This window comes from Azoarcus indigens, assembly GCF_004361735.1.
In the GTDB taxonomy this organism is placed as follows: Bacteria; Pseudomonadota; Gammaproteobacteria; order Burkholderiales; family Rhodocyclaceae; genus Azoarcus; species Azoarcus indigens.
This window is the reverse complement of record NZ_SNVV01000029.1, coordinates 36,343-61,198: the sequence shown is the minus strand read 5'-3', so window position 1 is coordinate 61,198 and position 24,856 is coordinate 36,343. Positions and strand designations below refer to the sequence as shown.

The following is a 24,856-nucleotide window of genomic DNA, read 5'->3' as shown; positions in this document are numbered from 1 at the left end:
TTGCTCCTGAGATGAATCGACGACGTGGCCTTCCCAGAAGACCACGCCCAACATAGCATCGCGCATGACGGGGAAGAGGAAGGGGATCGGTTTGTCTGGCGACTGCCAATCTACCAACCTCCGAACCGTCAACCACTACTTCCCCCAGATTGCGCGAAGAACCGTTTTTTTCCCCTGTCCTGGCGGCCAGGCCAGCCGCTGCACAAGAGGCACCGTTCGCCCTGAGCCTCTAGCAGGGCACGGCAGGGCGCGGGCTTGGACAAGCCTGTCCTGAGCTCGCCGGGGCCCAGCCCGAATGGGAAATGCCGTTCGGGACGCATCGGCACGGAATGGGCTGGCCGAAGGGCCCGGCCCTGACGGTGATCGCATAGCTGCCTGCCGCGCATCGTTACCGGTCCGCAAGGGTGGGAAGGGTTGCAGCGGATGGGGTGGAGCTGGCTCCGGGCTGGGTCGCGTCCACCGCCTGTGGGATCATTCAGGCCCCGCCGCCTTACCGCCCCGACCCCATGCGCTTCCTCCACACCGCCGACTGGCACCTCGGCCGCGTCTATCACGGCATGCCGCTGCTGGAAGACCAGGCCCATGTGCTGCGCGACTTCGTCCGCCTTGCCGCCGAGCTGAAGCCCGACGCCATCCTCATCGCCGGCGATGTCTACGACCGCTCGGTGCCGCCGGCCGACGCGGTGAAGCTGCTGGACGAAGTGCTCGCCGAGCTGGTGCTGGGCCTGGGCCTACGGGTGGCGATGATCGCCGGCAACCACGACGGCCCGGACCGCCTCGCCTTCGGTTCCGGCCTGCTGGCGCGCGCCGGCCTCACCGTGCGCGGGCCGGTGGAAGCCGGTGCCGAACCGCTGCTGTTCGACGACGCCCACGGCAAGGTCGCGGTGCATCTGCTGCCCTACGGCGAGCCGGCGCTGGTGCGGGCCGCGCTGCCGCTGGCGCCGGCGATCGCGGTGAAGGCGGCGGCGCAGGGCACACAACCCAAAGGCCGGCCCGCGATGGGCCAGCCCGCAATGGGCCAGCCCGTGATGAGCCAGGGCGAGCTCTTCCCCTCCGCCGAGGCCGCCCCGGACCTCGCCAATCAAGCGAACCCAGTCGACCCAGCTGAAAGCAGCGCCCCAAGCGAAGCCGCCGCCCCGCGCATTGCCGACCACCACAGCGCGCTCGCCGCCCAGGTCGCCGCCGCCCGCGCCCGCCAGCCGGCCGGCGCGCGTTCGGTCGCGGTCGCCCACGCCTTCGTCATCGGCGGCAGCGAGGCCGAGTCCGAGCGGCCGCTGACGGTGGGCGGCAGCGGCAGCGTCGGCGCCGAACTGTTCGACGGCTTCGACTACGCCGCCCTCGGCCACCTGCACCGGCCGCAGCAGATCGGCTCGCCGCGCATCCAGTATTCCGGTTCGCTGCTGAAGTATTCCTTCGCCGAGGCCGACCACGCCAAATCGGTGTCCCTGGTCACCCTGGGCGCGCCCGGCGAGCTGCAGGTGGAACGCATCGCCCTGGCGCCGCGGCGCGACCTGCGCATCCTCGAAGGCCGGCTGGACGAACTGCTCGCCGCCGCGGCCAGCGACCCGGCGCGGCAGGACTACGTGCTCGCCCGCCTCAGCGACGACGGCGCGCTGCTGGACGCCATGGGCAAGCTGCGCACCGCCTACCCCAACGCGCTGGCGATAGAACGCAGCCTGCTGCAGGGCGAGGGCGGCGCCCACCGCGGCGGCGACCACCGCCGCATGCGTGTCGAAGACCTCTTCGCCGGCTTCTACCGCGAAATGACCGGCCAGGCGCTGGGCGAGGGCGCCGCCGCGGTGCTGGCCGAGGTGGTGCAGCGGGTCGAACGCGAGGCGCGCCAGGCATGAAGCCCATCACCCTGCAGCTGCAAGCCTTCGGCCCCTTCGCCGGCCGCGAGACGGTGGCCTTCGACCGCCTGCCGCCCGGCTGCCTCTTCCTCATCGCCGGCCCCACCGGCGCCGGCAAGACCTCGCTGCTGGACGGCATCACCTACGCCCTCTACGGCGACACCTCCGGCGGCGAGCGCAGCGCCCGCGAAATGCGCAGCCACCACGCAGACCCGGCAACGCTCACCGAAGTGCAGTTCGAATTCGAACTCGGCGGCGCCCGCTACCGGGTGCGCCGGGTGCCCGAACAGGAGCGCCCGGCGCGGCGCGGCGAAGGCCTGGTCAAGGTCGCCGCGGTGGCGGAGCTGTGGAAGTGGACCGGCGCCGGCGCGCCCGCCGCCGACAGCGAAGACGCCGGCTGGCGGCCGCTGGCCCAGCGCAGCAACGAAGTCGGCCAGCGCATCGCCGAGCTGCTGGGCTTCGAGGCCGAGCAGTTCCGCCAGGTCGTGCTGCTGCCGCAAGGCCAGTTCCGCAAACTGCTCGCCGCCGACTCCAAGGCGCGCGAACGCATCCTCGAAACCCTGTTCGGTACCGCGCTGTACAAGCGGGTGCAGGACGCGCTGAAGGAAGCCGCCGCCGCCCTGCGCCGCGAGGCCGAGGCGCTGACCGTGCAGCGCGACGCCCTGCTGCGGCAGGCGGGCGCCGAAAGCGCCGAAGCGCTGACCGCCCACGCCGGCGAACTCGCCGGCCGCCTCGCCGCACTGGCGGCGGAAGAAGCCCGCCTGCGGCAGGCCGACGAGGCCGCCCGCGCCGCGCTGCAGCAGGCCAACAGCCACGGCGCCCTGTTCGCCGAACGCGACGCCGCCTTCGCCGCCCAGGCCGCGCTGGCCGAGCGCGAAGCCGGCATCGCTGTGCGCCGCGTCCGCCTCGCCGACGCCCAGCGCGCCGCCCAGGTGCTGGCGGTGGACGAAGCCGCGCAGGAAGCCGCCCGCCAGGAAGCCGACGCCCGCGCTGCCGCCGCCCGCCAGCAGCAGGAAGCCGAAGCCGCCGCCGACCGTCTCGCCGCCGCCGCGCGCCAGCTGGCGGCGGAGCAGGCCCGCGTGAGCGAGCGCGAGGCCACCCAGCGCGAACTGCTGCGGCTGGAAGCGCTGGGCGAAGCCGCCGGCAAGCTGGCCGAGGCGGAGCGCGAACTGCTCGCCCGCCAGCGCGCCCTCGCCGAGGCTGAAGCCGCCGCCAGCCGCGCCGATACCGCGCTCGCCACCCTGGAGCGCGAGCACGCCGCACTCCAGGCCAGGCAGGAAACGCTGACGCCGCAGGCCGCCCGGGTGGATGCGCTGGTGCTGGAGCAGGCCGCCGCCGCCCGCCGCGCCGCCGGCCTCGCCCGCCTGAGCGAGCGCGGCGAGGCGCTGGCCGAAGCCACTGCTGCCGAAACCCGCGCCCGCGGCGCTGAAGAGGCCGCCCGCGGCGGGCTGGAATCCGCCCGCCGGGCCCAGCAGCAGCTGGAAGCGCGCTGGCGTGCCGGTCAGGCGGCGCGGCTGGCGGCCCATCTGCACGAGGGCGGCGCCTGCCCGGTGTGCGGCAGCACCAGCCATCCAGCGCCGGCTAGCGCTGAAGGTGAGCAGCCCGGGGAGGACGATCTGCAGGCCGCCCAGGCCCGCGTCAGCGAAGGCGAGCGCACGCTGGACGGCCGCCGCGCCGCCCGCGAAGCCGCCACCCAGGCCCGCGCCGGCGTGGAGGCGGAGATCGCCGCGCTGCGGCGTGAGCTGGAGCTGCCCGCCGACGCAGTGCTGGCTGCCCAACTGCAGCAGGGCGCGCAAGCCGCCCAGGCGCTGGCGCAAGCGCTGCAGCAGGCCCGCGCCGCCGCCACCGAACTGCAGCGGCTGCGCGGCGATCTTGCCCAACGAGAAGCCCGGCGCACCGCCGCCGTCGAAGCGCAGAGCCGCAGCCGCAACGACTTCGCCAGCGCCCGGGCCGCCGCCCAGGCAGCGGAGAGCGTGGCCGCCGAACGCCGCGCCGGCCTGCCTGAAGCCTTGCGCGCGTCCGGCGCGCTGGACGCCGCCAGGCGCGAAGCCACCGCCCGGTGGGACGCGCTGGAGCGGGCCTGGACCGCCGCGCAGACGGCGCACGGCGAAGCCGGCAAGGCCGCCGCTGCCGCCAATGCCCGCAAGGACGCCGCTGCCCAGGCGCTCGCCACCGCCCTCCAGCGCGCCGCCGCTGCCAGCGAGCGCTACGCCGCCGCCTGGCGTGCCGCCGGCTTCGCCGACGAAGCCGCCTACCGCGACGCCCGCCTGCCGGCGGCGGAGATCGACGCCCTGGCCGCCGGGCTGCAGCGCTTCGAACAGGAAAAGGCCGCCGCCGCCGAGCGCTGCCTGCGCGCCGGGCAGGCGGTGGCCGGGCTGGAGCGCCCCGACCCCGCCGCCGCCGAGGCTGCCGCCCGCGCCGCGCGGGAAGCGGTCGAAGCCACGGTGTCGCGGCTGGCCCAGGTGCGCGGCGAGCTGGACAGCACCCAGCGCACCCTGCAGCAACTGGCCGAACTCGCCCGCCGCGGCGGCGACATCGAGGCGCGCTACCGCGACACCGGCGAGCTGGCCGACATCGCCGATGGCCGCAATGGCCACAACATGACCTTCCAGCGCTATGTGCTAGCCGCGCTGCTGGACGACGTGCTCGCCGCCGCCTCGCTGCGGCTGAAGGCGATGAGTCGCGGCCGCTACCTGCTGCAGCGCCGCGCCGAGGTCAGCGACGCCCGCCGCGCCGCCGGCCTCGATCTGGACGTCATGGACGAATACACCGGCCGCGCCCGCCCCGCCGGCACCCTGTCCGGCGGCGAGGGCTTCATGGCCTCGCTGGCGCTGGCGCTGGGCCTGTCCGACGTTGTCCAGGCCTATGCCGGCGGCGTGCAGCTGGACACCTTGTTCATCGACGAAGGCTTCGGCAGCCTGGACCCGGAATCCCTGGACATGGCGATGCGCACCCTGGTGGACCTGCAGCAGCGCGGCCGGCTGGTGGGCGTGATCTCCCATGTCGAGGAAATGAAGCAGCAGATCGACGTCGCCATCGAGGTCAGGCCGGGGCCGCGCGGCAGCAGCGTGTGCATCGTGGTCTGAGGTCGCGGCCGGCATTCCCGACGGAATAATCCGGCCGGCATTCCGCGGCGCTGCATGCGCCCATGTGGCCACGGCACAGGCCTTCCTGGTTGACCTGAAAATGCCCGGAATGGGGTGGGTGCGTGCAATAATTCGCGCCCCTGCAATAGGCCTCGCGGTAACCTCGGAGGCTGATGCCAGCGGCCTCGGCTGCCGGCCCCGTGCATATGACATAGCGGCCGGTTCCGACCCTGCCTTGTTTTTTGGAAGCTGAGGATCATGATGGAGTCGGAACAGATCGACGAGCGCTGGCCGCTGGCATCCGGGACCTGGGTGCGTGACGCAGGCGGCTATCGACTGGCCGAAACGGCCTCCGGTGCAGCGGTGGATGCCGCGCTGGGCGCGATCGATCTGGCGCGGTTCACCGGCGCCCGCCTGGCCCCGGACGGCGCCCTCTTTCCCCCGGAATTCGCTTACTCGCCGGATAGCGGCGCCCGCCTGCCGGCTGCCGCCCCGGCGTCCGAACAGAACTGGGTGCCACCTTATGGGCAGCGCAATGTGAGCGCTGGCGAACGCCCCGGCGTACGCGGCTTGCGACTGACCCCGCAAGCGCTGCAAGTGAGCGCGGCGCCCCGCCCTGAGGGCGGCGATGGCGACGCCATGCTGCCCCTGCCGCCAGGCGGCAACTATGAATTCATCGTATCCCGCTACAACAGCCGCGGCGGCGAACTGCTGGCGCTGGACCCGGTGGCCGGTGCGCTTTACCTGTGGCTGGCTGGCGCCGGCCAATGGCTGGCCCTGGCACACGGCGGCGGTGGCTTCCTCGCCGAAACCACGCTGAAGCGGGAGGACTGGCGCTGCGAAGTGGCCGGCGAGGGGGAGGACAGCCGCATCTTCCTGCCGACCTCCGCCGGTCTCGCCTGCCTGCGGCCGGACGCGCTGACGCTGAGCTTCGAAGTGGCCTACATCGGCGGCGGCGAGGCTGTCGGCGCGCCGCTGCACTGGGGCGGCGCCATCTGGGCGCCGCAGCGCAGGGCGGATGGCACGCTGGTGCTGCAGGCGGCGGGGCTGTCCGGCGCGGCCGGCGCGGTCATCGAAGTCGCCACCGACGATCCGCTGGCCCGCATCGGCCGTTTCGCACCGCCGGTGGGTAGCGAACGCCAGCTGATCTGGCCGGGTGATGGCGGCCAGCTGGTACTCAGCCGCACCCCGGATGGCGGCATGCAGGCAGACTGGCTGCCCTGGCCCGGCGGCGTGACGCCGGCCTTCGAATTCGGCTGCCCCTTCATGCCCACCAGCGGCGGCTTCTGGCAGCTGTGCTGGGATGCCGGCCGCGAGGCCTACGTCTACCTGCAATTGGGCCGGCCCCAGCCGGAGCGCTACGAGGCGCTGACACCGCGCTTCAGCACCGGCAGCCTCAACTACCGCGTCGCCACCCGCATGAAGCTACCGCCGTGGCAGGAGCCGGAGCATGGCGACGACGGCGGCAAGGGCATGGTGGTGCTGCCGCTGCTGGAGTCGGCAGTGGAGGCGGCGGTGCTTGGCATCGAAATCGAGTTCAACCGTGGCCTGGATGAGCTGCTGGACAGCCGCGAGCGCCTGCACGCCACCCTGCTGGTGCAGGCCGACAACCATGCCGACCTGCGGCTGCTGCGCTTCGTCGCCGCGCAGCCCTGGGCCGGCCGGGTGTTCATCCACGACGGCCTGCTCTGGTTCTATCACCCCGAGTGGAGCCGCATCGAAGGTTGGAGACTGGACGTATGAGTTTGAAGCGCTTGTGGGCCCGGCTGGCCTGCGCCCTGGTCGGTCTGGCATGCCCGGCGCTGGCCGGGGCCATGCAGCATGCTTTCCTGGTGCAGAACTCCGGCTGGATGGAGCCTTTCTATGCCGACTCCGCCTCCCAGCTGAAGCCGCTGGTGGCGGCGGTGGCGGGCGCGGTGACCGATGCCAGCGACGAGGTCGTCATCCAGGCCTTCAACCAGCGCACAGCCAGCAACCCCTCGCCGGTAGTGCTGTACCAGGGCCGCGGCGCCGGCAATGCGCAGGCGGCGCTGGCACCGCTGGGCGTGGCGCTGAAGGCGCCGGGCGGGGCGATGGCGGATACCGACTTCAAGGAAGCGGTGGTGTCCACCATCACCGGCCCGTTCAAGGCCCAGCCGGGCATCGTCTGGATCTTCACCAACAACCGCAACAGCCCGAACAACGACGCCCAGACCACCGAGCGCAACCGCGAGTTCTACCGCCTGGTGCACCTGGAGCCCTCCATCGCCCGCACCCTGGCTTTCCCGCTGCGCATGCCGGTGCAGGGCAAGCATTACCGCGCCACCGGGCTGATGGTTTATGCGCTGGCCTACGGCGAGCCGGCGGCGCAGCACCTGCAGGCGCTGGTGGAGCAGGGCCGGCTGGCGCGGGTGTTTACCGCTGCGCCGGCGCGGCTGAAGCCGCTGGACCAGGACGGCCTGCGGGTGGTGCCGCGCGAGGTGCGCAACTCCGCCGACGTGCAGGCGGCGCTGGCGGCTGACGGCCGCACGCTGGTGTTCGACATCGACGCCGCCGCGCTTGCGCCGCGCATCAGCCTGCGCGCCGGTTTCGAGAACCTGTTCTTCCCCTACGAGATCGTGAATGCGGAGGTGCGCGCCGAGATGGTGGCCGCCGGCGGCGCGCGCCTGCCGCTGCAGGTGGCGCCAGCGCGGTTGAGCGGGCTGGCGCCGGGCGCCGCCACCGAGGTGGAGCTGCAGCTGCCGGTGCCGGTGGCGCAGGTGCCGTCGCCCTGGTCGGCGGCGGCCATCTCCGCCATGGGCAAGCGGGTGCTGGTGCCGGCCACGGTGGAGGTGTCCCTCGCCGGCCAGCAGCTGCGCATCGCGGAAGGCTTCCGCCAGTCGCTGTCCGAGCTGTTCCCCGGCGATCCGCTGTCGGAAGTGTTCCTGCCGCCGGAGGGGCTGAAGGCTTCCACCGCGCATATTCCAGTGCTGCTGCGCATCCAGTACCCGCTGCTGCCGGTGGTGGTCGTGGTCGGCGGCCTGCTCGCGCTGGTGCTGGGCCTGGCGGCGCTGGCGCTGCTCGCCGGCCGCAGCGCGCGCTATGACGTCACGGTGGACGGCTTCAAGCGCACGGTGGCGCTGAAGGCCTTCGGCAGCCTGGAGCTGCGCGACCCCGAGGGAAATCGCGCCGGCAGCATCAAGCGCGGCCTGGGCGCGCCCAGCGTGGTCGAGGTGGCCGAAGGGCACAGCATCACCCTAGGCAAGCGCTGAGCGGCGCACGGTTTCCCCATCCCCCATTCTTCAACTCAAACAACAACGCTTGGAGTGCTCTCATGGCCGATCAACAACAGCAGGGCGGCAGCGGCTTCGTTCTTCCCCAGCCCGGACAGACGCAGGACAACGCGCCCGCCACCGCCGCGCCGCAAGCGCCGGCACCGCTGATCCAGATCGGCGCTGGCGGCGAGGACACCTCCTCGCGCGACCTGCTGGTGGGCGGCGGCATCCTGCTGGTGCTGCTGATCGCCTTCTTCTTCGCCCGCAACGGCTACGCCAACATGCTGGTGCGCAAGCGGGTGCCGCCGGGCAAGGCCAACGCCGCCGGCTGGTGGCTGTTCGTGTTCCTGGCCAGCATTTCCACCGGCGTGGTGCTGGCGGCGGTGAACTCCGCCAAGTTCATGACGCCGCTGATCATCGCCCCGCTGGGCGTGGTCGGTCTGCTCGGCCTGGTGCTGATGCTGCTCTCGGGCCGGCGTTGAACGCTGCCCGTTTCCGTTCCATTTCCAGCAGGAGAGCCACCGATGGCTGAACCCCAACAGGCCGACGGAGTGAAGGCCGCCGGCGCGCGCAAGGAAGAGAAACTGGTGAAGCTGCGGCCGACGCTGTTCGTCGGCGTCGGCGGCACCGGCATGGAAGTGCTGATGCGGGTGCGCCGGCGCGTGCTGAACGCGCTGTGGGCCGGCGGCGTGCGGGTGGACAGCCTGGCGGATTTCCCGGTGGCCCAGTTCATCCAGCTCGACCTCGACCACGGCGCGGTCATCGACAGCGGCCGGGCGCAGGCGGAAGACCTGCAGTTCGACCTGGTGAAATTCACCGACGACGAGAAGCTGGTCGAATCCTTCGAGATCGAGAAGTACAGCCGCGACGACGATTCGCTGGCGCGCTTCCCGCACATCCAGAGCTGGTCGCCGTTGACGCCGAAGAAGATCCGCGATCTTGGCATCGACCCGGCCAAGGGCGCCGGCCAGATCCGTTCCATTTCGCGGCTCTACTTCTTCGACAAGTACACCAAGATCCGCGACAAGCTGCGGCTCAAGCTGAAGTCGCTGAAGGCTGGCCTGTCGCGCGACGCGCAGCTGAAGCAGCTCGGCCTGGAGCTGGACCAGAGCAAGTTCCGCATCGTCGTCGTCGGCTCGGTGGCCGGCGGCACCGGCTCCGGCTCCTTCCTCGACATGGGCTGGCTGGCTGGCTGGATCGCCCGCGACGAAGTCGGCAGTGCCGACGTCGAGCTGATGCTGTTCATGCCCACCGGCTTCTCCGGCGCCAACAAGGACCGCACCGAGGCCAACGGCTATGCCGCGCTGATGGAGCTGGAATCCGCCATGCGCGGCTATTCCGACTATGTGAAGCGGTGGGACAGCTACGACAAGCCCGACTTGCCGCTGAAGCCCTACGACGAGGTCTACCTGGTCGATTCCGGCAACCTCGCTCGCCAGCACACCGCGAAGATGAACGACGTCTACCACATGGTGGCCGACGCCCTGTTCGAGGACTTCGCCTCTGCCGACTTCGCCAACAAGAAGCGCTCCATCGCGGTCAACCAGCGCCAGCACAAGATCACGCCCTTCAGCCCGCCGGTGCCTGCCGGCCGCTTCGGCGACATGAAGCTCACCTACTCGCGCACCTACTCCGCCTTCGGCCAGGCGGTGCTCGACACCCAGCTCAAGTTCCGCCGCGACGAGCGCGCCCATGCGCTCGCCGCGGCCATGCTCAAGGCCTTCTTCGGCGTCGCCGGCAGCGACATCGGCGCCAACCGCGCCACCGAGAAGAAGCGCGACGAGTTCATGGCCACCCACATGCACCTGCGGCCGGCGCCCTTCAGCGATTTCCCCGAGTTCTCCTCCAAGGATGTGGCGCTGAAGCGCTCCAGCGGCGAGTTCCTGGACTACTTCGTCGTCGAGGAACTGCTGCAGGATCGCCAGGGCATGCTGGTGGCCGGCGTGCAGCAGCGCGTCAACGCCCGCCTGGAGGACATCAAGACCGGCTTCGCCCGCGAGGAATGGCCTACCCAGATCCGCGAGACGGTGCGCCAGCTTGAGCGCGACGTCATGCGCGACCAGGATTCCGGCGCCGACACCACCGAAGACCGGATCGCCCGCCGCCGCCGCGAGATCTTCGAGAAAACGCGCGAAGTCATCGCCCAGCAGCTGTTCGCCTACCTGGACAACAAGGACTACGGCGGCCTGGAGTACGTGCTGTCGCTGGTCGAGCAGATCAAGGACAGGCTGGAGAACGCCGAAACCGGCATCTGCGCGGTGCTGGACCTCAATGCCGCCCGCTACGACGAGATCAAGGAGGCGGTGCGTACCTACGAGTACGAGCGCCTGATGAGCAACCTCGCCGAAACCCGCGGCGGCATGCTGGGCGGCCTGCTTGGCGGCGGCGAGCGCCAGGCGCAGATGGTGATGGAGCAGCTCGCCACCGAAATCGCCAACGGCCTCAAGTTCCACCTGCGCGCCAAGGCCGCCCGCGAAGCCGCCACGCTGATGCGCGAACTGTCGCGCTGGTTGGGGCAGAAGACTGGCGTGGACGCCAGCGGCGCGCCGCTGTGGAACGGCCTGGTCGGCGAATTCCAGGATGGCCGCAACGCGGTGCTGGACATGCTCGCCCGGCTGGAGCGCGACGTCGCCATCCTGCGCCAGGACCTGCGTAGCGAACACGCCACCCTGCTCGCCATCGAAGCCGCCGAACGGCCGCTGCCCACGCCCTCCGCCGGCACCCTGCGCGAATGGGCGGACGAAGCCTTCAAGGATCTCGGCGGCTCGCGCGCCCTGTTCCCCATGCTCACCGACCCGGACGACCGCCCAGCGCTGCTGCGCAAGGTGGTGCGCATGGCCGAGCGGCAGATGGACATCGCCGGCAGCGAGAGCGGCGAGGCCGGCGAGCCGCTGATCGAAGCGCTGGAGCAGCGCTCGCCGGCCGAGCGCCAGCGCATCTTCTCCGACCTGCTGCAACGGGCCATGCCCTGGGTGGACGGCAACCTCGGCCGCGACTTCACCCCGGTCAGCGACCAGTACAAATGCTTCATCGGCGTCGCCCGCGCCGACGAGTTCTCGCGCAAGTTCAAGGCCGAACTGGAAACCTGCGTGCCCGCGGGCGCCGGCATCACCGCCAACCAGGTCGCGGTGGTCGAAACCGGCGTGCCCGGCCGCGCCGTCTGCTACGCCGAACTCTCAGGCATTCCGCTGACGGTGCTGCGCGGCCTGGAAGCCTGGCGCACCAGCTACCGCAAGGAAAGCGAGAACATCCCCACCCACACCCATATCGACTCCACCCGCTTCTCCCATCCGCTGGCGCCCAGCACCGATGAGCTGAACCGGCTGGCGGACGACTTCAAGTACTACCTGCTGGCGGTCATGCTCGGCATCCTCAGCCGCAGCACCCAGCGGGTGGTGCCGCCGGGGCAGTACCAGTTCGCCGTCGCCCGCGGCGATGTCCGCCGCATCGGCAACGAGCGCGCTTTCCGCCTCAACGGCCTGCCCGCCACTTACCGCGAGCAGATCGTCGGCCGGGTGCAGCAGGCGCTGGACGATGTGGACGGCCCGCGCTGCTGCGCCCTGGCCGCGCTGGCCAGCTACTACGCCACCGCCGTCTACACCGCCCAGCTGGTGGATGACGAAACCGGTGCCCAGCAGGTGCGCACCGGCTTTGCCAGCGCCATCGCCGCCGAGGCCGCCCGCGAGCTGCGCGAACGCGCGTTGCGCAAGGGCGCCAGCGACGCCGAACTGGAGCGGGCTGAATTCCGCCTGACCGAGCCGGACGTGCTGCGCCAGTGGGCCGAACCGGTGCCCGATTCGGATGCCGATGCCTACGAATGGGAAGTGCGCGCGCCGGAAAGTGCCAACCAGCCGCGGCTGAAGTTCGTGATGCGGCAGGACGCCCAGTCCGCCGCCGCCATTGCCACCCTGCTCGGCGGCCAGGCCTCGGCCCCGGCGGCCGGCGGTTTCGGCGCCGCGCCGGCCCCGGCCTTCGGCACCGCCGCACCGCCGCCGCTGCCGGGTGCGCCCGGTGTGCCGCCGCCGGTGGTGCAGCACGCCTACCACCTGGCGGTGGCCGGCCAGCAGTACGGCCCGTATCCCGCCGCCCAGGTGCTGCAGATGATGCAGGCCGGTCAGATCGACCCGGCCCAGACCCAGGTGTGGCGCAACGGCTTCGCCGGCTGGATGCTGCTGTCCCAGTGCGCCGAACTGCAGGCGCCGGCGGCTCCCGCCGGCATGCCGCCGCCTCCGCCCCCGCCGCCGCTGTAACCGAGGAAACAGGAAGAACCCGGCATGACCGAGGAAGCCCAGCCCGCCGCCTCCCCTCCCGAATGGCCGCAGCCCTGCCAGGCCGCGGCCTGCGCCCGGCCGCTGTATGCGGCGGTGGCCTATTGCCCGTATTGCGGCAGCGCCCAGACCAAGGCGGAGCCGGCCGTGGCCACCAGCGCCGGGGCCGAGCAGGCTCCCGCCGTGGCACCGGCGGCGGAGAAACACAGCTCGGTCGAGGCGCTGCAGGCCAACATCGCCGCCAAGGAAACGGCGGCTGAAGTCGGCGCAAGCTCCGCCCTCCAGGCGCCGGTGCAGCCGGAAGCCAAGGCCGCTCCCAGGGCGACGGAGGCCGCGGCCAAGGCCGGCGCGAAAGCCACCGCCCAGCCTCAGGCCGCGCCGCAGCCGGCCGGGGAGAAAGCCGCGCCGCCGCCCACCAAGCCCGCGCTGAGCTTCAAGCAGCGCGTGGTGCGCTGGATACGCCGCATCTGCTACACGATAGGGCTGCTCTTCATCGGCATCATGGCGCTGGGCTACTACGTCGGCAGCAGTGGCAGCGCGCGCAAGGCGGAGCAATGCACCGCCGCCAGCCAGACCGCCAGCACCGCGCTGGCGGCGGGCGACATCGCCAGCGCCGGCAAGGCCGCCCAGCAAGCGGTGGAAGTGTGCGAAGACCAGCAACTGGCCCAGGCGCGCAAGCTGCTCGCCAGCGTGGAGCGGGCCAAGTCCGGCGCCCTGCGCTGCGAGCAGATCCAAGCCCAGGCGGAACAACTGCTGGACGATGGCCGCGCCGCCCGCGCCGCCGCGCTGCTCACCCGCAACCACAACGGCTGCCAGGCCCGTGCTTACACCGACCTCAGCCGCAAGGCCGCCGCCGCGGTGAATGAGGCCCGCCAGCAGGTGGACCGCGCCCGCAGCCGCCTGCGCGCCGATGCCTACGACGATGCCGACAGCCTGCTGGACCAGGCCCTGCGCCTGGACGCGGATGCCGCCGGTGCCGAGCCGCTGCGCAAGCAGATCGCCGACGCCCGCGCCGAGATGCAGGCCCGCCAGCAGCGCAGCCAGAGCAGCACGATCGCCGCCCCGGCAGCGCAGCCGACCATGCCGGCGGCCGCACCCGCTCCGGCGCCGCGCGCCGTGCCGTCCATGGACGCCCTGGTCGAAGGCTTCCTGCAGGATGGCGAGCGCGCCCTGCAGCAGAAGAACTACGCCCAGGCCAAGAACGCGGCCAGCAGCGCGCTGCGGGTCGATCCCAACCACGCCGCCGCCCGCCGCCTGCTGCAGCGCGCCGAGCGTGCCGAGCAGGACGCCCTGCGCGGCATGGAAATCGAATGAGAGCGCGGCCGGTTTGGCGTTTGCGCCCGGCCGGCCGCTGCTGTCCTCCCACCTCTCTCCGGATACCGTCGACGATGGAACAGAAACTTCGCCTCTCCGCCCTGGCTCTCGCCGTAACCCTGACGCTCAGCGCCTGCGCCACCACCTCCGGCGGCGGTGCCAGCGCCAGCAGCAGTGACGGTGAATGCAATCCCTGGATCACCGGTGCGGTGGGCGCGGTGATAGGCGGCGTGCTGGCCGGCGGCAAGAACACGGCGAAGGGTGCCGCAGCCGGCGCCGCGATCGGCGCCCTAGGCTGCCTGGCGATCAACGCCCACAGTCGCCAGGTGAAGGACGCCCAGGTGGTCGAGCGCGATTACCGCAGCGTCAACGCCGGCCAGCTGCCGGCCCAGCCGCAGGTGCTGACCTACCAGACCCAGGTCGAACCCGGCCGTGCCGTGCCGGCGGGCGAGAACGTCACCATCAGCTCCAACATCGCGGTGGTGGCCGGACAGAAGCAGCCCATCACCGAGGTGAAGGAAGAGCTGGTGCTGGTGGATACCGCCGGCAAGGAGTTCCGCCGCAGCAGCAAGGTCGTCAGCGAAAACGGCTCCGGTCAGTACGAGAACACCTTCAACTTCAAATTCCCCAAGGGCGTTTCCCAGGGCGTGTACGGCGTGAAGACCGCGCTGTATGTGAACGGCGAAAAGGCCCGCGAGAGTTCGAACCGGGTGCAACTGGTGGTGAGCGAAGAAGGGCTGATGCATCTCGCCGCGCTGGATTGAGTTGCTGGGCGGGGGCGGGCGGCGGATTTCAGGAGCCAGGCTCCCTGCTCTCAGCGCTGCAGCAGTGAGAGCCTCCATTCGATGGCATCGCGCTTGGGGTAACGGTGTGGCTCCCGGGGCAGGAACAGCGCTTTCCCCTCCAGCGAAGTAAGTGCCCTATGGTCTGGGATACGTGAGTCCAGCGCCTTGCTGACCCTCCAGCGAAAATCCATGTCGGGAGCGATCAGATTACGGTCCATCGCCCAGTGCATATCGGGCGTCAGTGCCAGACCATTGCGTGGGTCGTCGTCACCAGTTTCGCAGAAAGGATGGATGTGGGCCGCTTCAACCATCGCTGTTCCATCCGGAAGCACAAGCCTTAAACCGGTCGCGGTGCAGCGGTAGTCGTAGGACTCCAGCACGACTCGGCGGAAGGCAGGATCTCTGATGTAACGCGGTGGTAGCTCTGCCACCTTTGTTGCCTGCACCGCTGGACCGCGGATCAGGCGCTCGTAGCGACTGATCTCCTGGGTGCTTGCAACGATGCGTTCTAGCTCCTGCAAGCCCCGACCGAACCACGTCCGTGCCAACTCGGTGCTGAGAGCGTCTATGGCGAAGGGATGCTGCAGCAGCTCGAATAAGGCGGGGTCCAGGGACGCGTATTCGATATTGCTAGTGATCTGACCTGCAGAGCGGGCTCCGCTCATTTGATCAACGATCTCTTCCCTGCCGGGCTTGGCATGTAGATGCCAGAAGCTGTGGGTGCCGCCGCGCAGGAAGCCTTTCAGATGAAAGAACGGGAAATAAGGGTTGGCATGATCTCCTTCGCCTCTGATCGCGTTGAAGTAGGTTGCATAGCGCTCTAGAAGGCTGGGCGCGTACTCGATGCGATTGCTTGTGAGAGCGCCGCCGCGGGCGAGGTCCAGTACAGCCAGCAGCATGCAGATCTTGTGCGGGCTGGCCCTCCCGTGGGCGATGTTGACCTTGAGCAGGCGGAAACACTCGCAGTAGTACGAGAGATCACGCTGCAGGGGCGAGGGGCGCATGGAAATGGCGCAGCGTCTAGCCCAACTGCGCCACGTAGTCCTTGGCGAACTGCGCCGCGATGCGGCCGGAGCGGGCGCCGCGGCTCAGCGCCCACAGCAGGGCTTCCTTCTCGGCGGCGCGGATGCGGCGCGCCGGCACGCCGTATTTCTTCAACCACAGCCGCACCGCTTCCAGGTATTCGTCCTGGGAGAAGGAGTAGAAGCTGAGCCAGATGCCGAAGCGTTCGGACAGCGAGATCTTCTCTTCCACCGCGTCGCCGGGGCGCAGTTCGCCGTCCTGGCTGCGGTTGTTCTCCAGGTTGTCGGAGATCTTGTCCGGGATGAGGTGGCGGCGGTTGGAGGTGGCATAGATCAGCATGTTGGCGGCCTGGCCGGAGACGGAGCCATCGAGCGCGGTCTTCAGGCCCTTGTAGCCGGTCTCGCCTTCCTCGAAGGAGAGGTCGTCGCAGAACACGATGTACTTCTGCGGCCGCGCGCGCACCAGCTCGATGACCGCCGGCAGGTCGTTCAGGTGCTCCTTGTCGATCTCGATGATGCGCAGGCCCTGCTTGTGGAAGGCGGCGAGGCAGGCCTTCACTAGCGAGGATTTGCCGGTGCCGCGGGCGCCGGTGAGCAGCACGTTGTTGGCCGGGCGGCCCTGCACGAACTGGCGGGTGTTGCGTTCGATGATCTCGCGCTGCTGGTCCACGTTGCGCAGGTCGGAGAACTCGATCAGCGCCGGTTGCAGCACCGGGCTGAGGCGGCCGACGTGGCGGCCGCCGGCCTCGACCCGCTCCCAGTGGTAGGCGGGGGCGTCGGCGAAGTCCGGCCTGGTCGCCTGCGGCACATGGGTTTCCAGGGCATCGGCGATGCGCCGCAGCTCGTGCAGCAGGGCGCCCAGCGTGTGCTCGGCAACGGCGGGCGTGGTGGTGCTGGCGGCGATCGGGGCCTGGGCGGGTTTGCGGTTGCGGGGCTTGCCGGCGGGCGTGGAGCGGGTGGTCATCGGTCGGTCCGGGTTCGGGGTTGGGCGTGAAAGGGTGGAATGGTCGTCAGGCGCCGCGGCTGCGGCGCAGGCGTTCGAGTTGGGCAGCGAGCACCGCGCGCGCGGCGGCGGCCGCGGCTTCGCCATTGCCGGCGGCGATGGCGTCTACGATGGCGGCATGCTCGGCCAGCGTGGGTTCGGCGAGCTCGCCCTCGCTGAAGCTCTCGTGCAGGCGCACTTCCATGCTGCTGGCGAAGTAGCGGTAGAGCGCGTCCAGGGCGTCGTTGTGGGCGGCGGCGGCGACGCAGCGGTGGAAGGCGCGGTCGCGGGCGTGGAAGGCGGCGCGGTCGTCGCCGGGGCGGTAGTCGCCGCGGGCGGCGAGGGCCTCGCGCAGGGCGGCGAGGTCGGCTTCGCTGCGGCGTTCGGCGGCGCAGCGGGCGATCTCGGCTTCCAGCAGCTGGTGCAGGGCGATGCTGTCCAGCAGGTCGGCGCGGTTCAGCCGCTCCATGGTCTCGGCCGGGTCCACCGCGCGCCGCACATAGGTGCCGTCGCCCTGGCGCACTTCCAGCATCTCCGAGCGGGACAGCACCCGCACCGCTTCGCGCACGGTGTTGCGGCCCACGCCCAGCGCCTCGGCCAGCGCGGCCTCCGGCGGAATGCGGTCGCCCACGCGCCAGGTGCCATCCTCCACCCGGCCGCGCAGGATCTCTATGGTCTCGCAGACCAGGGAGCGGCGGCGGGCGGTGGGAAGCGGCGGGGTGTCCATGGGCGGTTTTCCGGCAACAGGCGTATCATCCTAACATCGGATGTTTGGTGCCGGCCAGCGCGCAATGCCATGCGGGCAGCGCATGCTGGCGGTTCAGGCAGCCGTGGCGCGGCGCCGCCGTGTCGCTCGGGAAGGGCGGCGGCGGGCCGCGTCCAGGTCTTCAGGGCGGGGTGAAAGTCCCCACCGGCGGTGATCCGGCGCTCGCGCCGGGCAGCCCGCGAGCGCTCCGGCCGCTGCCGGAGGTCAGCAGATCCGGTGCGATTCCGGGGCCGACGGTGACAGTCCGGATGAGAGAAGACGCAGTACCCGACAGGCGCCGCTGCTCCGCGAGGAGGGGCGCGATCCGCCATCGCCGCACTAGCGCGGCAATGGCGGCGCCTGGCCGTGTTTGCAGCCCTGGAACGTTCGTTCATCGCTTTGCGTGAGGCACGTTTCAATGTTTCTTTCCGTAGATCTCCAGCGTTTCCCCAATGTCGCCGCGGCCCTGGCCGCCTACCGCGCCGGCCGCCCGGTGCTGTTGTTGGACGACGCCGACCGCGAGGACGAGGCCGACCTCGTCGCCGCGGCGGAGAACCTCTCCCTTGCCACCATGGTGATGATGATCCGCGACGGCAGCGGCATCGTCTGCCTGTGCCTGGACGAAGCCACGGTGGATGCCTTGGCGCTGCCGCAGATGGTGGCGGACAACCGCGCCCGCCACGGCACCGGCTTCACCGTTTCCATCGAGGCGGCGGAGGGCGTGAGCACCGGCGTGTCCGCCGCCGACCGGGTGCGCACCATCGCCGCCGCGCTGGCGTCCTCGGCGGAGGATCGCCGCATCGTCAGCCCCGGCCATGTGTTCCCGCTGCGCTCGCGCAACGGCGGCGTGCGGGTGCGGCGCGGCCATACCGAAGGCTCGGTGGATCTGGCCCGGCTGGCCGGGCTGCGGCCGGCGGCGGTGTTGTGCGAGCTGATGAACCCGGACGGCACCATGGCGCGCGGCGAGCAGGTGGCCCGCTATGCGCGCGAGCACCGGCTGCCGGTGCTGGCAATGGACGAGCTGGTGCGCTGCATGGAGGAGGTGCATGCGGCGGCGGGTTGCCCGGCTTGATGGGGTGACGGGGGCGTGGCGGGCGGGGGTGCCCCGGCCGCCACGCCGCGCTCTGAAGCACGCCTGGCCGTTGCAGCCGCCGGGCGTGCTGGCCGCCATCAGAAGGGATAGTGCCGCGGCTCGCCGGTCTGCACGGTGATCCAGCGCAGCTCGGTGAAGGCCTCGATGCCGGCCTGGCCGCCGAAGCGGCCGTAGCCGGAGTCCTTGACGCCGCCGAAGGGCATCTGCGCCTCGTCGTGCACCGTCGGGCCGTTGATGTGGCAGATGCCGGCTTGCAGTCGCTTGGCCAGTTCCAGCGCGCGGCCGACGTCGCGGCTGAAGATGGCGGAGGAGAGGCCGTACTCGCTGTCGTTGGCCAGCCGCAGTGCGTCTTCGGCGTCGCGGGCGCGGATCACCGCGACGATGGGGCCGAAGGATTCCTCGCTGTAGATGCGCATGCTGCGGGTGACGCCGTCCAGCACATGGGCGTCCATCACCGTGCCGTCCACCTTGCCGCCGGCGACCAGCTTCGCCCCCTTGCCGACGGCGTCGGCCACCATGGACTGCACCTTGTCCACTGTGGCGGCATCCACCACCGAACCGAGCACGATGCCCTCGGCGTCCGGCTTGCCGGCGGGCAGCGAGGCGGCCTTGCGCGCCAGCCGGGCGACGAATTCGTCCGCCACCGCATCCTCGACGATGATGCGCTCGGTGGACATGCAGATCTGGCCCTGATTCATGAAGGCGCCGAAGGCAGCGGCGTCCACCGCTGCGTCCAGGTCGGCATCCGCCAGCACCAGGAAGGGCGCCTTGCCGCCCAGCTCCAGCAGCACTGGCTTCAGGTATTCGGCGGCGGTGCGGGCGATGATGCGGCCGACGTGGGTGGAGCCGGTGAAGTTGATGCGGCGCACCGCCGGATGGGCGATCAGCGCTTCCACCACCGCGCCGGCATCGGCCGGGGCGTTGCTCACCACGTTCACCACGCCCGGCGGCAGGCCGGCTTCCTGCAGCACCGCGCCTATCAGGTGATGCACCGCCGGCGACACTTCGGACGCCTTCAGCACCACGGTGTTGCCGCAGGCCAGCGGCATTGCCAGCGCGCGGGTGCCGAGGATGACGGGCGCGTTCCACGGCGCGATGCCCAGCACCACGCCGGCCGGCTGGCGCACCGCCAGCGCCAGGCTGCCAGGCACGTCGGAGGGAATGACTTCACCGCCGATGCGGGTGGTGGCGGCCGCCGCTTCGCGCAGCATGTTGGCGGCGAGGAAGCAGTTGAAGCCGGCCCAGCCCGGCGTGGCGCCGGTTTCGGCGCACATGCGGGCGATGAAGTCCGGCGTGCGGGCGTCCAGCAGGTCGGCGGCCTTGGCCAGCAGCGCGCGGCGCTGGCCGGGCGTGGTCTGCGACCAGGCGGGGAAGGCGGCGGCGGCGGCATCGGCGGCGGCGCGGGCATCGGCGGCGCTGGCGGCGGCGGCACGGGTGGCGACTTCGCCGCTGACCGGGTTGCGGCGCTCGAAGGTGGCGCCGCCGCTGGCAGCGACTGGTTGGCCGCCGATCAGGAGCTGGATGTCGTTCATGGGGCTGGTCTCCTCGGGAGTGGATGGGAAGCGGCGCCGGGTGCGCCGGGGGTGGGTCGGATGAAAAGGTGGCGCGCCGCGCGAGGCAACGCTGCCGCCTGAATGGGGTGGGACAGTCTGCACGCCGGAAGTGCCCGCGGCGCGGTTGAAGCGCATCGCCCCGGGCGGGGCCCGGCGGGGTTTGCCTGCGCGCTTGTGCGCACTGGCTTCACGCCGCCTCGCCGTGGGCCACGCCCAGGTAGGCGGCGCGCACCGCCGGGTCGGCGCCGAGCGCGGCGGCGCTGCCGCTGCCGACGACGCGGCCGCCTTCCAGCAGGTAGCCGCGGTCGCCTATCGCCAGGCTCTGGCGCGCGTTCTGCTCCACCAGCAGCACGCCGGTGCCGTCGTCACGGATGCGCGCCAGGGCCTGGAACAGCTCCTTGCACATCAGGGGCGACAGGCCCAGCGAGGGCTCGTCCAGCAGCAGGATGGCCGGGGCGGACATCAGCGCCCTGCCCACCGCCACCATCTGCTGCTCGCCGCCGCTCATGGTGCGCACCGCCTGGTCCAGGCGTTCGCGCAGGCGGGGGAAGAGGTTCTGCACGCGCTCGAAGTTGTCCGCCTCGGCGGCGCGGCCGCGATGGGGGAAGGCGCCCAGCGCCAGGTTTTCCCGCACCGTCAGTTCGCCGAACACGCCGCGGCCCTCGGGCACCAGGGCGAGGCCGGCGCCGACGATGCGGTGCGCCGGCAGCCCGGCCAGCTCGGTGCCGGCGAGGCGGATGGAGGCGCCGGGTTCGCGCTTCACCATGCCGCCCACCGCCTTCAGCAGCGAGGATTTGCCGGCGCCGTTGGCGCCCAGCATGACGACGATTTCGCCGCGCCCGACCTTGAGGGCGACGTCGTCCAGCGCCAGGTGCTTGCCGTAGCGCACGGAAAGGCCGGCGATCTCAAGCATGCTGGCCCCCCGCGTCCAGGTTGAGCTGGGTGGGGGCTTCGCCGGTGGGCAGATGGGGGGGCGGCAGGTCGTCCGTCTCCACATCCTCGCCCAGGTAGGCGCGCACCACTTCCGGGTTGCGCAGCACCTCGGCGGTGGGTCCGTCGGCCAGCAGCACGCCGGCGTTCATCACCACGCAGCGGTTGCACAGGGCGTGCACCGCCTCCATCACGTGTTCCACCAGGATCATGGTCAGGCCCTCGTCACGCAGGCTGCGGATCAGGGCGATGCCCTCGCGCAGCTCGGTGGGATTGAGGCCGGCCAGCCATTCGTCCAGCAGCAGCAGGCGCGGCGCCAGCGCCAGCGCGCGGGCCAGCTCCAGCCGCTTCTGGTCGATATAGGTCAACTCGCCGGCGGGCAGCGCTTCGCGCCCGCCCAGGCCGACGCGGGCGAGCAGGGCGTCGATGCGCTCCCGCGCGCCCGCGCCGAAGGCGCCGCCCGGGTGGAAGGCGAGGCCGGCGGCGACGTTGTCGGCGCAGCTCAGCGAGCCCAGCACCCGCACCAGCTGGAAGGTGCGGGCGACGCCGTGGCGCACGATGCGGTCAGGCCGCAGGCCGACCAGCTCGGCGTCGCCCAGGCGGATGCTGCCGCGGTCGGCGCGCAGCGCGCCGGAGATCAGGTTCATCGCGGTGGTCTTGCCGGAGCCGTTGGGGCCGACCAGGCCGATGACTTCGCCGGGCGCCACTTCGAAGCCCAGCTTGTCCACCGCTACCAGGCCGCCGAAGGCCTTGGTCAGGCCTGTCACTTTCAGCAGGGGCGCGCTCATTTGCCGCCCTCCTTGCCGGCGCGCTGCCGGCGCCGCTCCAGCAGCCCGAACAGGCCGTTGGGGATGAAATAGACGATGGCCATGAACACCAGCCCGAGCAGGATCATGAAGTGGTTGGGGAAGCTGCCGGACAGCAGCTCGAACAGGAGGGCCACAGGCAGCACGCCCAGCAGCGGCCCGAACAGCCGGTTGGCGCCGCCCAGTAGGGCCATGATCAGCACCTGGAAGGAGATCACCGGGTTGAAGGCGATGGCCGGGTCGATATAGGTCCAGCGCGGCGCCATCGCCGCCCCGGCGAGGCCGATGAAGCCGGCGCTGATGGCGAACAGCAGCAGCTTGGCGCGGGTGGTGTCTATGCCCACATGGCGCGCCACCACTTCGTCGTCGCCTATCACCTGCAGCGCCAGCCCCAGCCGCGAGCGCCGTATCGCCCAGCCGGTGGCCAGCACCGCCACCAGCAGCGCCAGCAGCTGCCAGTAGATCTGCACCTGGCTGATGTCGACGAAGAGGTAGCGGCCCAGGGTGCGGGTCACGTTCACCTCGTACCAGTTCACCAGCTGGTGCACCAGCTCGGCGAGGCCGAAGGTGAAGATGACGAAATGCACGCCCGACAGCCGCAGCGTCGCCAGGCCGACGATCAGCGCCAGCACCAGGCTGACCCCCAGCGCCGCCGCCAGCACCGCCGGCCACGGCAGCGTCTCGCCGAACACCGCCGCGGTGTAGGCGCCGATGCCGAAGAAGGCCACGGTGGCGAGCGACACATAGCGCGTCGGCCCGGAGAACAGCGCCCAGGCGGTGGCGAGCACGCCGTACTGCAGGATGTTGATGCCGACCGCGATCAGGTAGTCGTCCGCGCCCAGCCAGGGCAGCGCGGCGAGCAGGGCGAGCCCGGCCACCGCCAGCGCCTGCAGTGCGAGCCGGCCGGCGCCGGTGGAGTTTCCGGCTGCGGCGGGGGAAGGCAATGCGTTCATGCTCGATCTCACCGTGCGACCCTCCCGAACAGGCCTGCCGGCCGCAGCAGCAGCACCAGCAGGAAGAGGGCGAAATTGACCGCCAGCGTGAGGCCGGGGTCGACGAAGCGGGCGACCAGGGTTTCGGCGAAGCCCAGCATCAGCCCGGCCACCAGGCAGCCGAGCAGGTTGCCGACGCCGCCCATGATCACCACCACCAGCGCCTTCATCGCGAACACCACGCCCATGGTGGCGCTGAAGGGCAGGAACATGCTGAGCAGGGTGCCGCCGCCGGCCACCAGCGCGCCGCCGATGCCGAAGGCGATGGCCGACAGCCGCCACACGTCTATGCCCACCAGCGGGGCGAAGCGCGGCGCCACCGCCACCGCGCGCACTGCGGTGCCGAGGCGGCTGCGGGTGAGCAACAGGTAGAGGCCGAGGCCGATGGCGGCGGCGAAGCCGAGCACCACCAGGCGGTTGGCGGCCACCTGGCTGCCGAGGATGTCCACCGGCTGCGACAGGTAGGAGTAGCTGTAGTAGTTGCCGCCGAAGGCGAGCAGCAGCACGCCCTGCAGCAGGAACAGCAGGCCGAAGGTGGCGAGGATGCTGTCCACCTCCAGCGCCGGGCCGGCGCCGCTGCGGCGCACCAGCGGCATCATCAGCACGCGGTAGATGAGCCAGCTGGCGAGGTAGCCCAGCGGCAGGCTTGCGAGCAGCACCGCTACCGGGTTCCAGTCCAGCCGGGTGACGGCGAACCAGGTGCCGAAGGCGGACATCACCAGCACTTCGCCGTAGGAGAGATTCATGATGCGGGCGACACCGTACTGCAGCGTCAGCCCCATCGCGATGAGGGCATACATGCCGCCGAGGGTGAAGCCGGCGAGCAGGACATCGACGATCAACATGGTGGGGGTTTCCCGGTGCGGGGGAGGCGGCGCGCGCCGGTTGCCGCGGGCGTGTGGCCCGGGCGCGCAAGGTGCCTGGCGCTGCGCCGCCTCAGGTGAGGATCAGGGCTTCCAGGCCGGCTTCGGGATCACCGCCGGACGGGCGCCCGCGCGATCGGTGGGGGCGATGCCGCGGAACTCGCCGTCCTGCCATTGCCCCACCCACCACAGCTTGGGCCACTGGCGATCCACCAGCTTGACCTGGCCGAGGATGGTGTCGAAGGTGCCGCTGGCCAGCTCCTTGCTCACCGCCGCCCGGTCTACCCCCACCCGCTCTATGGCCTGCTGCAGCATCTGCAGGCTGACCCAGACGATGGGGCTGGCGAAGCGGTCAGGCTCCTGGCCGGTCACTTCCTTGTGGCGGCGGAAGTAGGCCTGCACCGCCGGGTCGTCGGCGTCTATGCCGCCCAGGCTCATGACGCCGTCCACGTTGGCGCCGAACTTGTTCTTGTACAGCGGGAACTGGGTGCCGACGCCGGTATAGAACACCTTGGGATTGAAGCCGATGACCTTGGCCTGGTCGGTGATGCCCAGCGTGTCCGGCGGGTAGGAGAAGGCGATGAACACGTCCGGCGCCAGCCCCTTGATCTCGTTCAGCATCGGCGACAGATCCTGGGTGCCGACCGGGTAGGTCTTGTCGTACACCAGTTCGAAGCCGTGCTTGGCCAGCACCTTGCGCGCGGCGCCGCCGAGGTCCACGCCGAAGCCGTCGGCCACGCTCATCATCGCCACCTTGGTGCCGATCTTGCCGGCCTTGCGCTCCTGCTCCAGGTAGCTCACCAGCGCCTCGCCGTAGCCGTGGCCGGTGCCGAGGAAGAAGAAGGCGTTGGGCCAGCGCTTGACCAGGTCCGGCGCGCGGTCGGTGACCGCGGTGGCGGCCAGCAGCGGGTAGCCGTGCTTGTGGAAGGTGGGGCCGACGGCGAGGTTGGTGCCGGTGCCCCAGGGCGGCAGGATGAAATCCACCTTGTCCTGGGTGACCAGCCGCTCGATGGCGCGTACCGCCTCTTCCGAGCTGGAGCGGTCGTCGTACTCCACCACCTCCACCGGCACCCGCTTGCCGGACTTCAGCTGGATGCCGCCGGCAGCGTTGATCTCTTCCACCCACAGCTTGTAGTTGGGCAGCACGGTGGTGGCGACGCCGGGCGCGTTGGGGCCGGTCTTGGCCACCGCCCAGCCGATGCGGATCTTGTCCGGGCCGGCCTGGGCGGCGGCAGGGCCGGCGGCGAGGGTGGCGAAGGCCAGGCTGGCGGCGGAAGCGGTCAGCAGCGCGCTCCGCCGCAGAAAACTGCGTCGGGTGTTCATCGTTCGTCTCC

General features: G+C 71.1%; 18 protein-coding genes and 1 riboswitch. Of the genes, 9 read left to right on the top strand and 9 right to left on the bottom strand.

Annotated elements, in window-relative coordinates:
- Window positions 1-506 precede the first annotated feature (506 nt).
- The 8 genes from C7389_RS25565 to C7389_RS22220 all read left to right on the top strand — a co-directional run bounded on the left by C7389_RS25565 (window position 507) and on the right by C7389_RS22220 (window position 14,515).
- Window positions 507-1,850 carry an exonuclease SbcCD subunit D gene (locus tag C7389_RS25565; RefSeq protein WP_246034930.1) on the top strand — a complete coding sequence of 448 codons (1,344 nt, stop codon included), beginning with the start codon at window positions 507-509 and terminating at the stop codon, window positions 1,848-1,850.
- Complete coding sequence (locus tag C7389_RS25760) at window positions 1,847-4,936, top strand: AAA family ATPase (RefSeq protein ID WP_133594863.1); 3,090 nt, start codon at window positions 1,847-1,849, stop codon at window positions 4,934-4,936. Before C7389_RS25565 ends, C7389_RS25760 begins: the two co-directional genes overlap by 4 nt.
- A gap of 258 nt (window positions 4,937-5,194) precedes the next feature.
- Entirely contained in the window at window positions 5,195-6,679 is a 1,485-nt protein-coding gene (locus C7389_RS22245) for a hypothetical protein (RefSeq protein WP_133594862.1), read from the top strand.
- Window positions 6,676-8,166 (top strand): hypothetical protein, encoded by a 1,491-nt coding sequence (locus C7389_RS22240; RefSeq protein ID WP_133594861.1) that lies wholly within the window; start codon window positions 6,676-6,678, stop codon window positions 8,164-8,166. The genes C7389_RS22245 and C7389_RS22240 overlap by 4 nt, the downstream gene beginning before the upstream one ends.
- A 62-nt stretch (window positions 8,167-8,228) precedes the next feature.
- Entirely contained in the window at window positions 8,229-8,651 is a 423-nt protein-coding gene (locus C7389_RS22235) for a hypothetical protein (protein ID WP_211168411.1), read from the top strand.
- 42 nt (window positions 8,652-8,693) lie between these two features.
- Entirely contained in the window at window positions 8,694-12,419 is a 3,726-nt protein-coding gene (locus C7389_RS22230; RefSeq protein ID WP_133594860.1) for a tubulin-like doman-containing protein, read from the top strand.
- A 24-nt stretch (window positions 12,420-12,443) separates the two neighbouring features.
- A complete protein-coding gene (locus C7389_RS22225; protein WP_133594859.1) occupies window positions 12,444-13,751 on the top strand; it encodes a coiled-coil domain-containing protein in 1,308 nt (435 codons plus the stop codon).
- Window positions 13,752-13,825: 74 nt separating this feature from the next.
- The gene (locus C7389_RS22220) at window positions 13,826-14,515 is read left to right on the top strand and encodes a hypothetical protein (protein ID WP_133594858.1); all 690 of its coding nucleotides are present in this window, start codon (window positions 13,826-13,828) and stop codon (window positions 14,513-14,515) included.
- Window positions 14,516-14,565: 50 nt separating this feature from the next.
- Here C7389_RS22220 and C7389_RS22215 read toward each other — a convergent pair whose 3' ends face one another.
- From C7389_RS22215 to C7389_RS22205, 3 genes are read right to left on the bottom strand one after another with little or no spacing between them, the layout of a single operon-like run.
- Window positions 14,566-15,540: an HNH endonuclease gene (locus tag C7389_RS22215; protein WP_133594857.1), complete on the bottom strand. Its 975-nt coding sequence runs from the start codon at window positions 15,538-15,540 to the stop codon at window positions 14,566-14,568.
- 16 nt (window positions 15,541-15,556) lie between these two features.
- On the bottom strand, window positions 15,557-16,522 hold the full coding sequence (locus C7389_RS22210) for an ATP-binding protein (RefSeq protein ID WP_133594856.1): 966 nt from the start codon (window positions 16,520-16,522) through the stop codon (window positions 15,557-15,559).
- A 46-nt stretch (window positions 16,523-16,568) separates the two neighbouring features.
- Window positions 16,569-17,267, bottom strand: coding sequence for a FadR/GntR family transcriptional regulator (locus tag C7389_RS22205; protein ID WP_133594855.1), 699 nt, complete (start codon window positions 17,265-17,267; stop codon window positions 16,569-16,571).
- A 152-nt stretch (window positions 17,268-17,419) separates the two neighbouring features.
- Window positions 17,420-17,570: riboswitch (FMN riboswitch) on the top strand.
- Window positions 17,571-17,703: 133 nt separating this feature from the next.
- Between C7389_RS22205 and ribB the strand changes: the two genes are divergently transcribed.
- A complete protein-coding gene (ribB, locus tag C7389_RS22200; protein ID WP_133594854.1) occupies window positions 17,704-18,357 on the top strand; it encodes a 3,4-dihydroxy-2-butanone-4-phosphate synthase in 654 nt (217 codons plus the stop codon).
- Window positions 18,358-18,455: 98 nt separating this feature from the next.
- On the opposite strand, the gene C7389_RS22195 is transcribed toward ribB, so the two are convergent.
- The 6 genes from C7389_RS22195 to C7389_RS22170 all read right to left on the bottom strand — a co-directional run bounded on the left by C7389_RS22195 (window position 18,456) and on the right by C7389_RS22170 (window position 24,845).
- Window positions 18,456-19,910: an aldehyde dehydrogenase gene (locus tag C7389_RS22195; RefSeq protein ID WP_133594853.1), complete on the bottom strand. Its 1,455-nt coding sequence runs from the start codon at window positions 19,908-19,910 to the stop codon at window positions 18,456-18,458.
- Between the two features lie 208 nt (window positions 19,911-20,118).
- Window positions 20,119-20,844 carry an ABC transporter ATP-binding protein gene (locus C7389_RS22190; RefSeq protein ID WP_133594852.1) on the bottom strand — a complete coding sequence of 242 codons (726 nt, stop codon included), beginning with the start codon at window positions 20,842-20,844 and terminating at the stop codon, window positions 20,119-20,121.
- Window positions 20,837-21,649, bottom strand: coding sequence for an ABC transporter ATP-binding protein (locus tag C7389_RS22185; protein ID WP_133594851.1), 813 nt, complete (start codon window positions 21,647-21,649; stop codon window positions 20,837-20,839). Before C7389_RS22185 ends, C7389_RS22190 begins: the two co-directional genes overlap by 8 nt.
- Complete coding sequence (locus C7389_RS22180; protein ID WP_133594850.1) at window positions 21,646-22,620, bottom strand: branched-chain amino acid ABC transporter permease; 975 nt, start codon at window positions 22,618-22,620, stop codon at window positions 21,646-21,648. The genes C7389_RS22185 and C7389_RS22180 overlap by 4 nt, the downstream gene beginning before the upstream one ends.
- An 8-nt stretch (window positions 22,621-22,628) precedes the next feature.
- Complete coding sequence (locus tag C7389_RS22175; RefSeq protein ID WP_133594849.1) at window positions 22,629-23,504, bottom strand: branched-chain amino acid ABC transporter permease; 876 nt, start codon at window positions 23,502-23,504, stop codon at window positions 22,629-22,631.
- Window positions 23,505-23,606: 102 nt separating this feature from the next.
- Window positions 23,607-24,845, bottom strand: a complete 1,239-nt coding sequence (locus C7389_RS22170; protein ID WP_133594848.1) for an amino acid ABC transporter substrate-binding protein — start codon at window positions 24,843-24,845, stop codon at window positions 23,607-23,609.
- Window positions 24,846-24,856 lie beyond the last annotated feature (11 nt).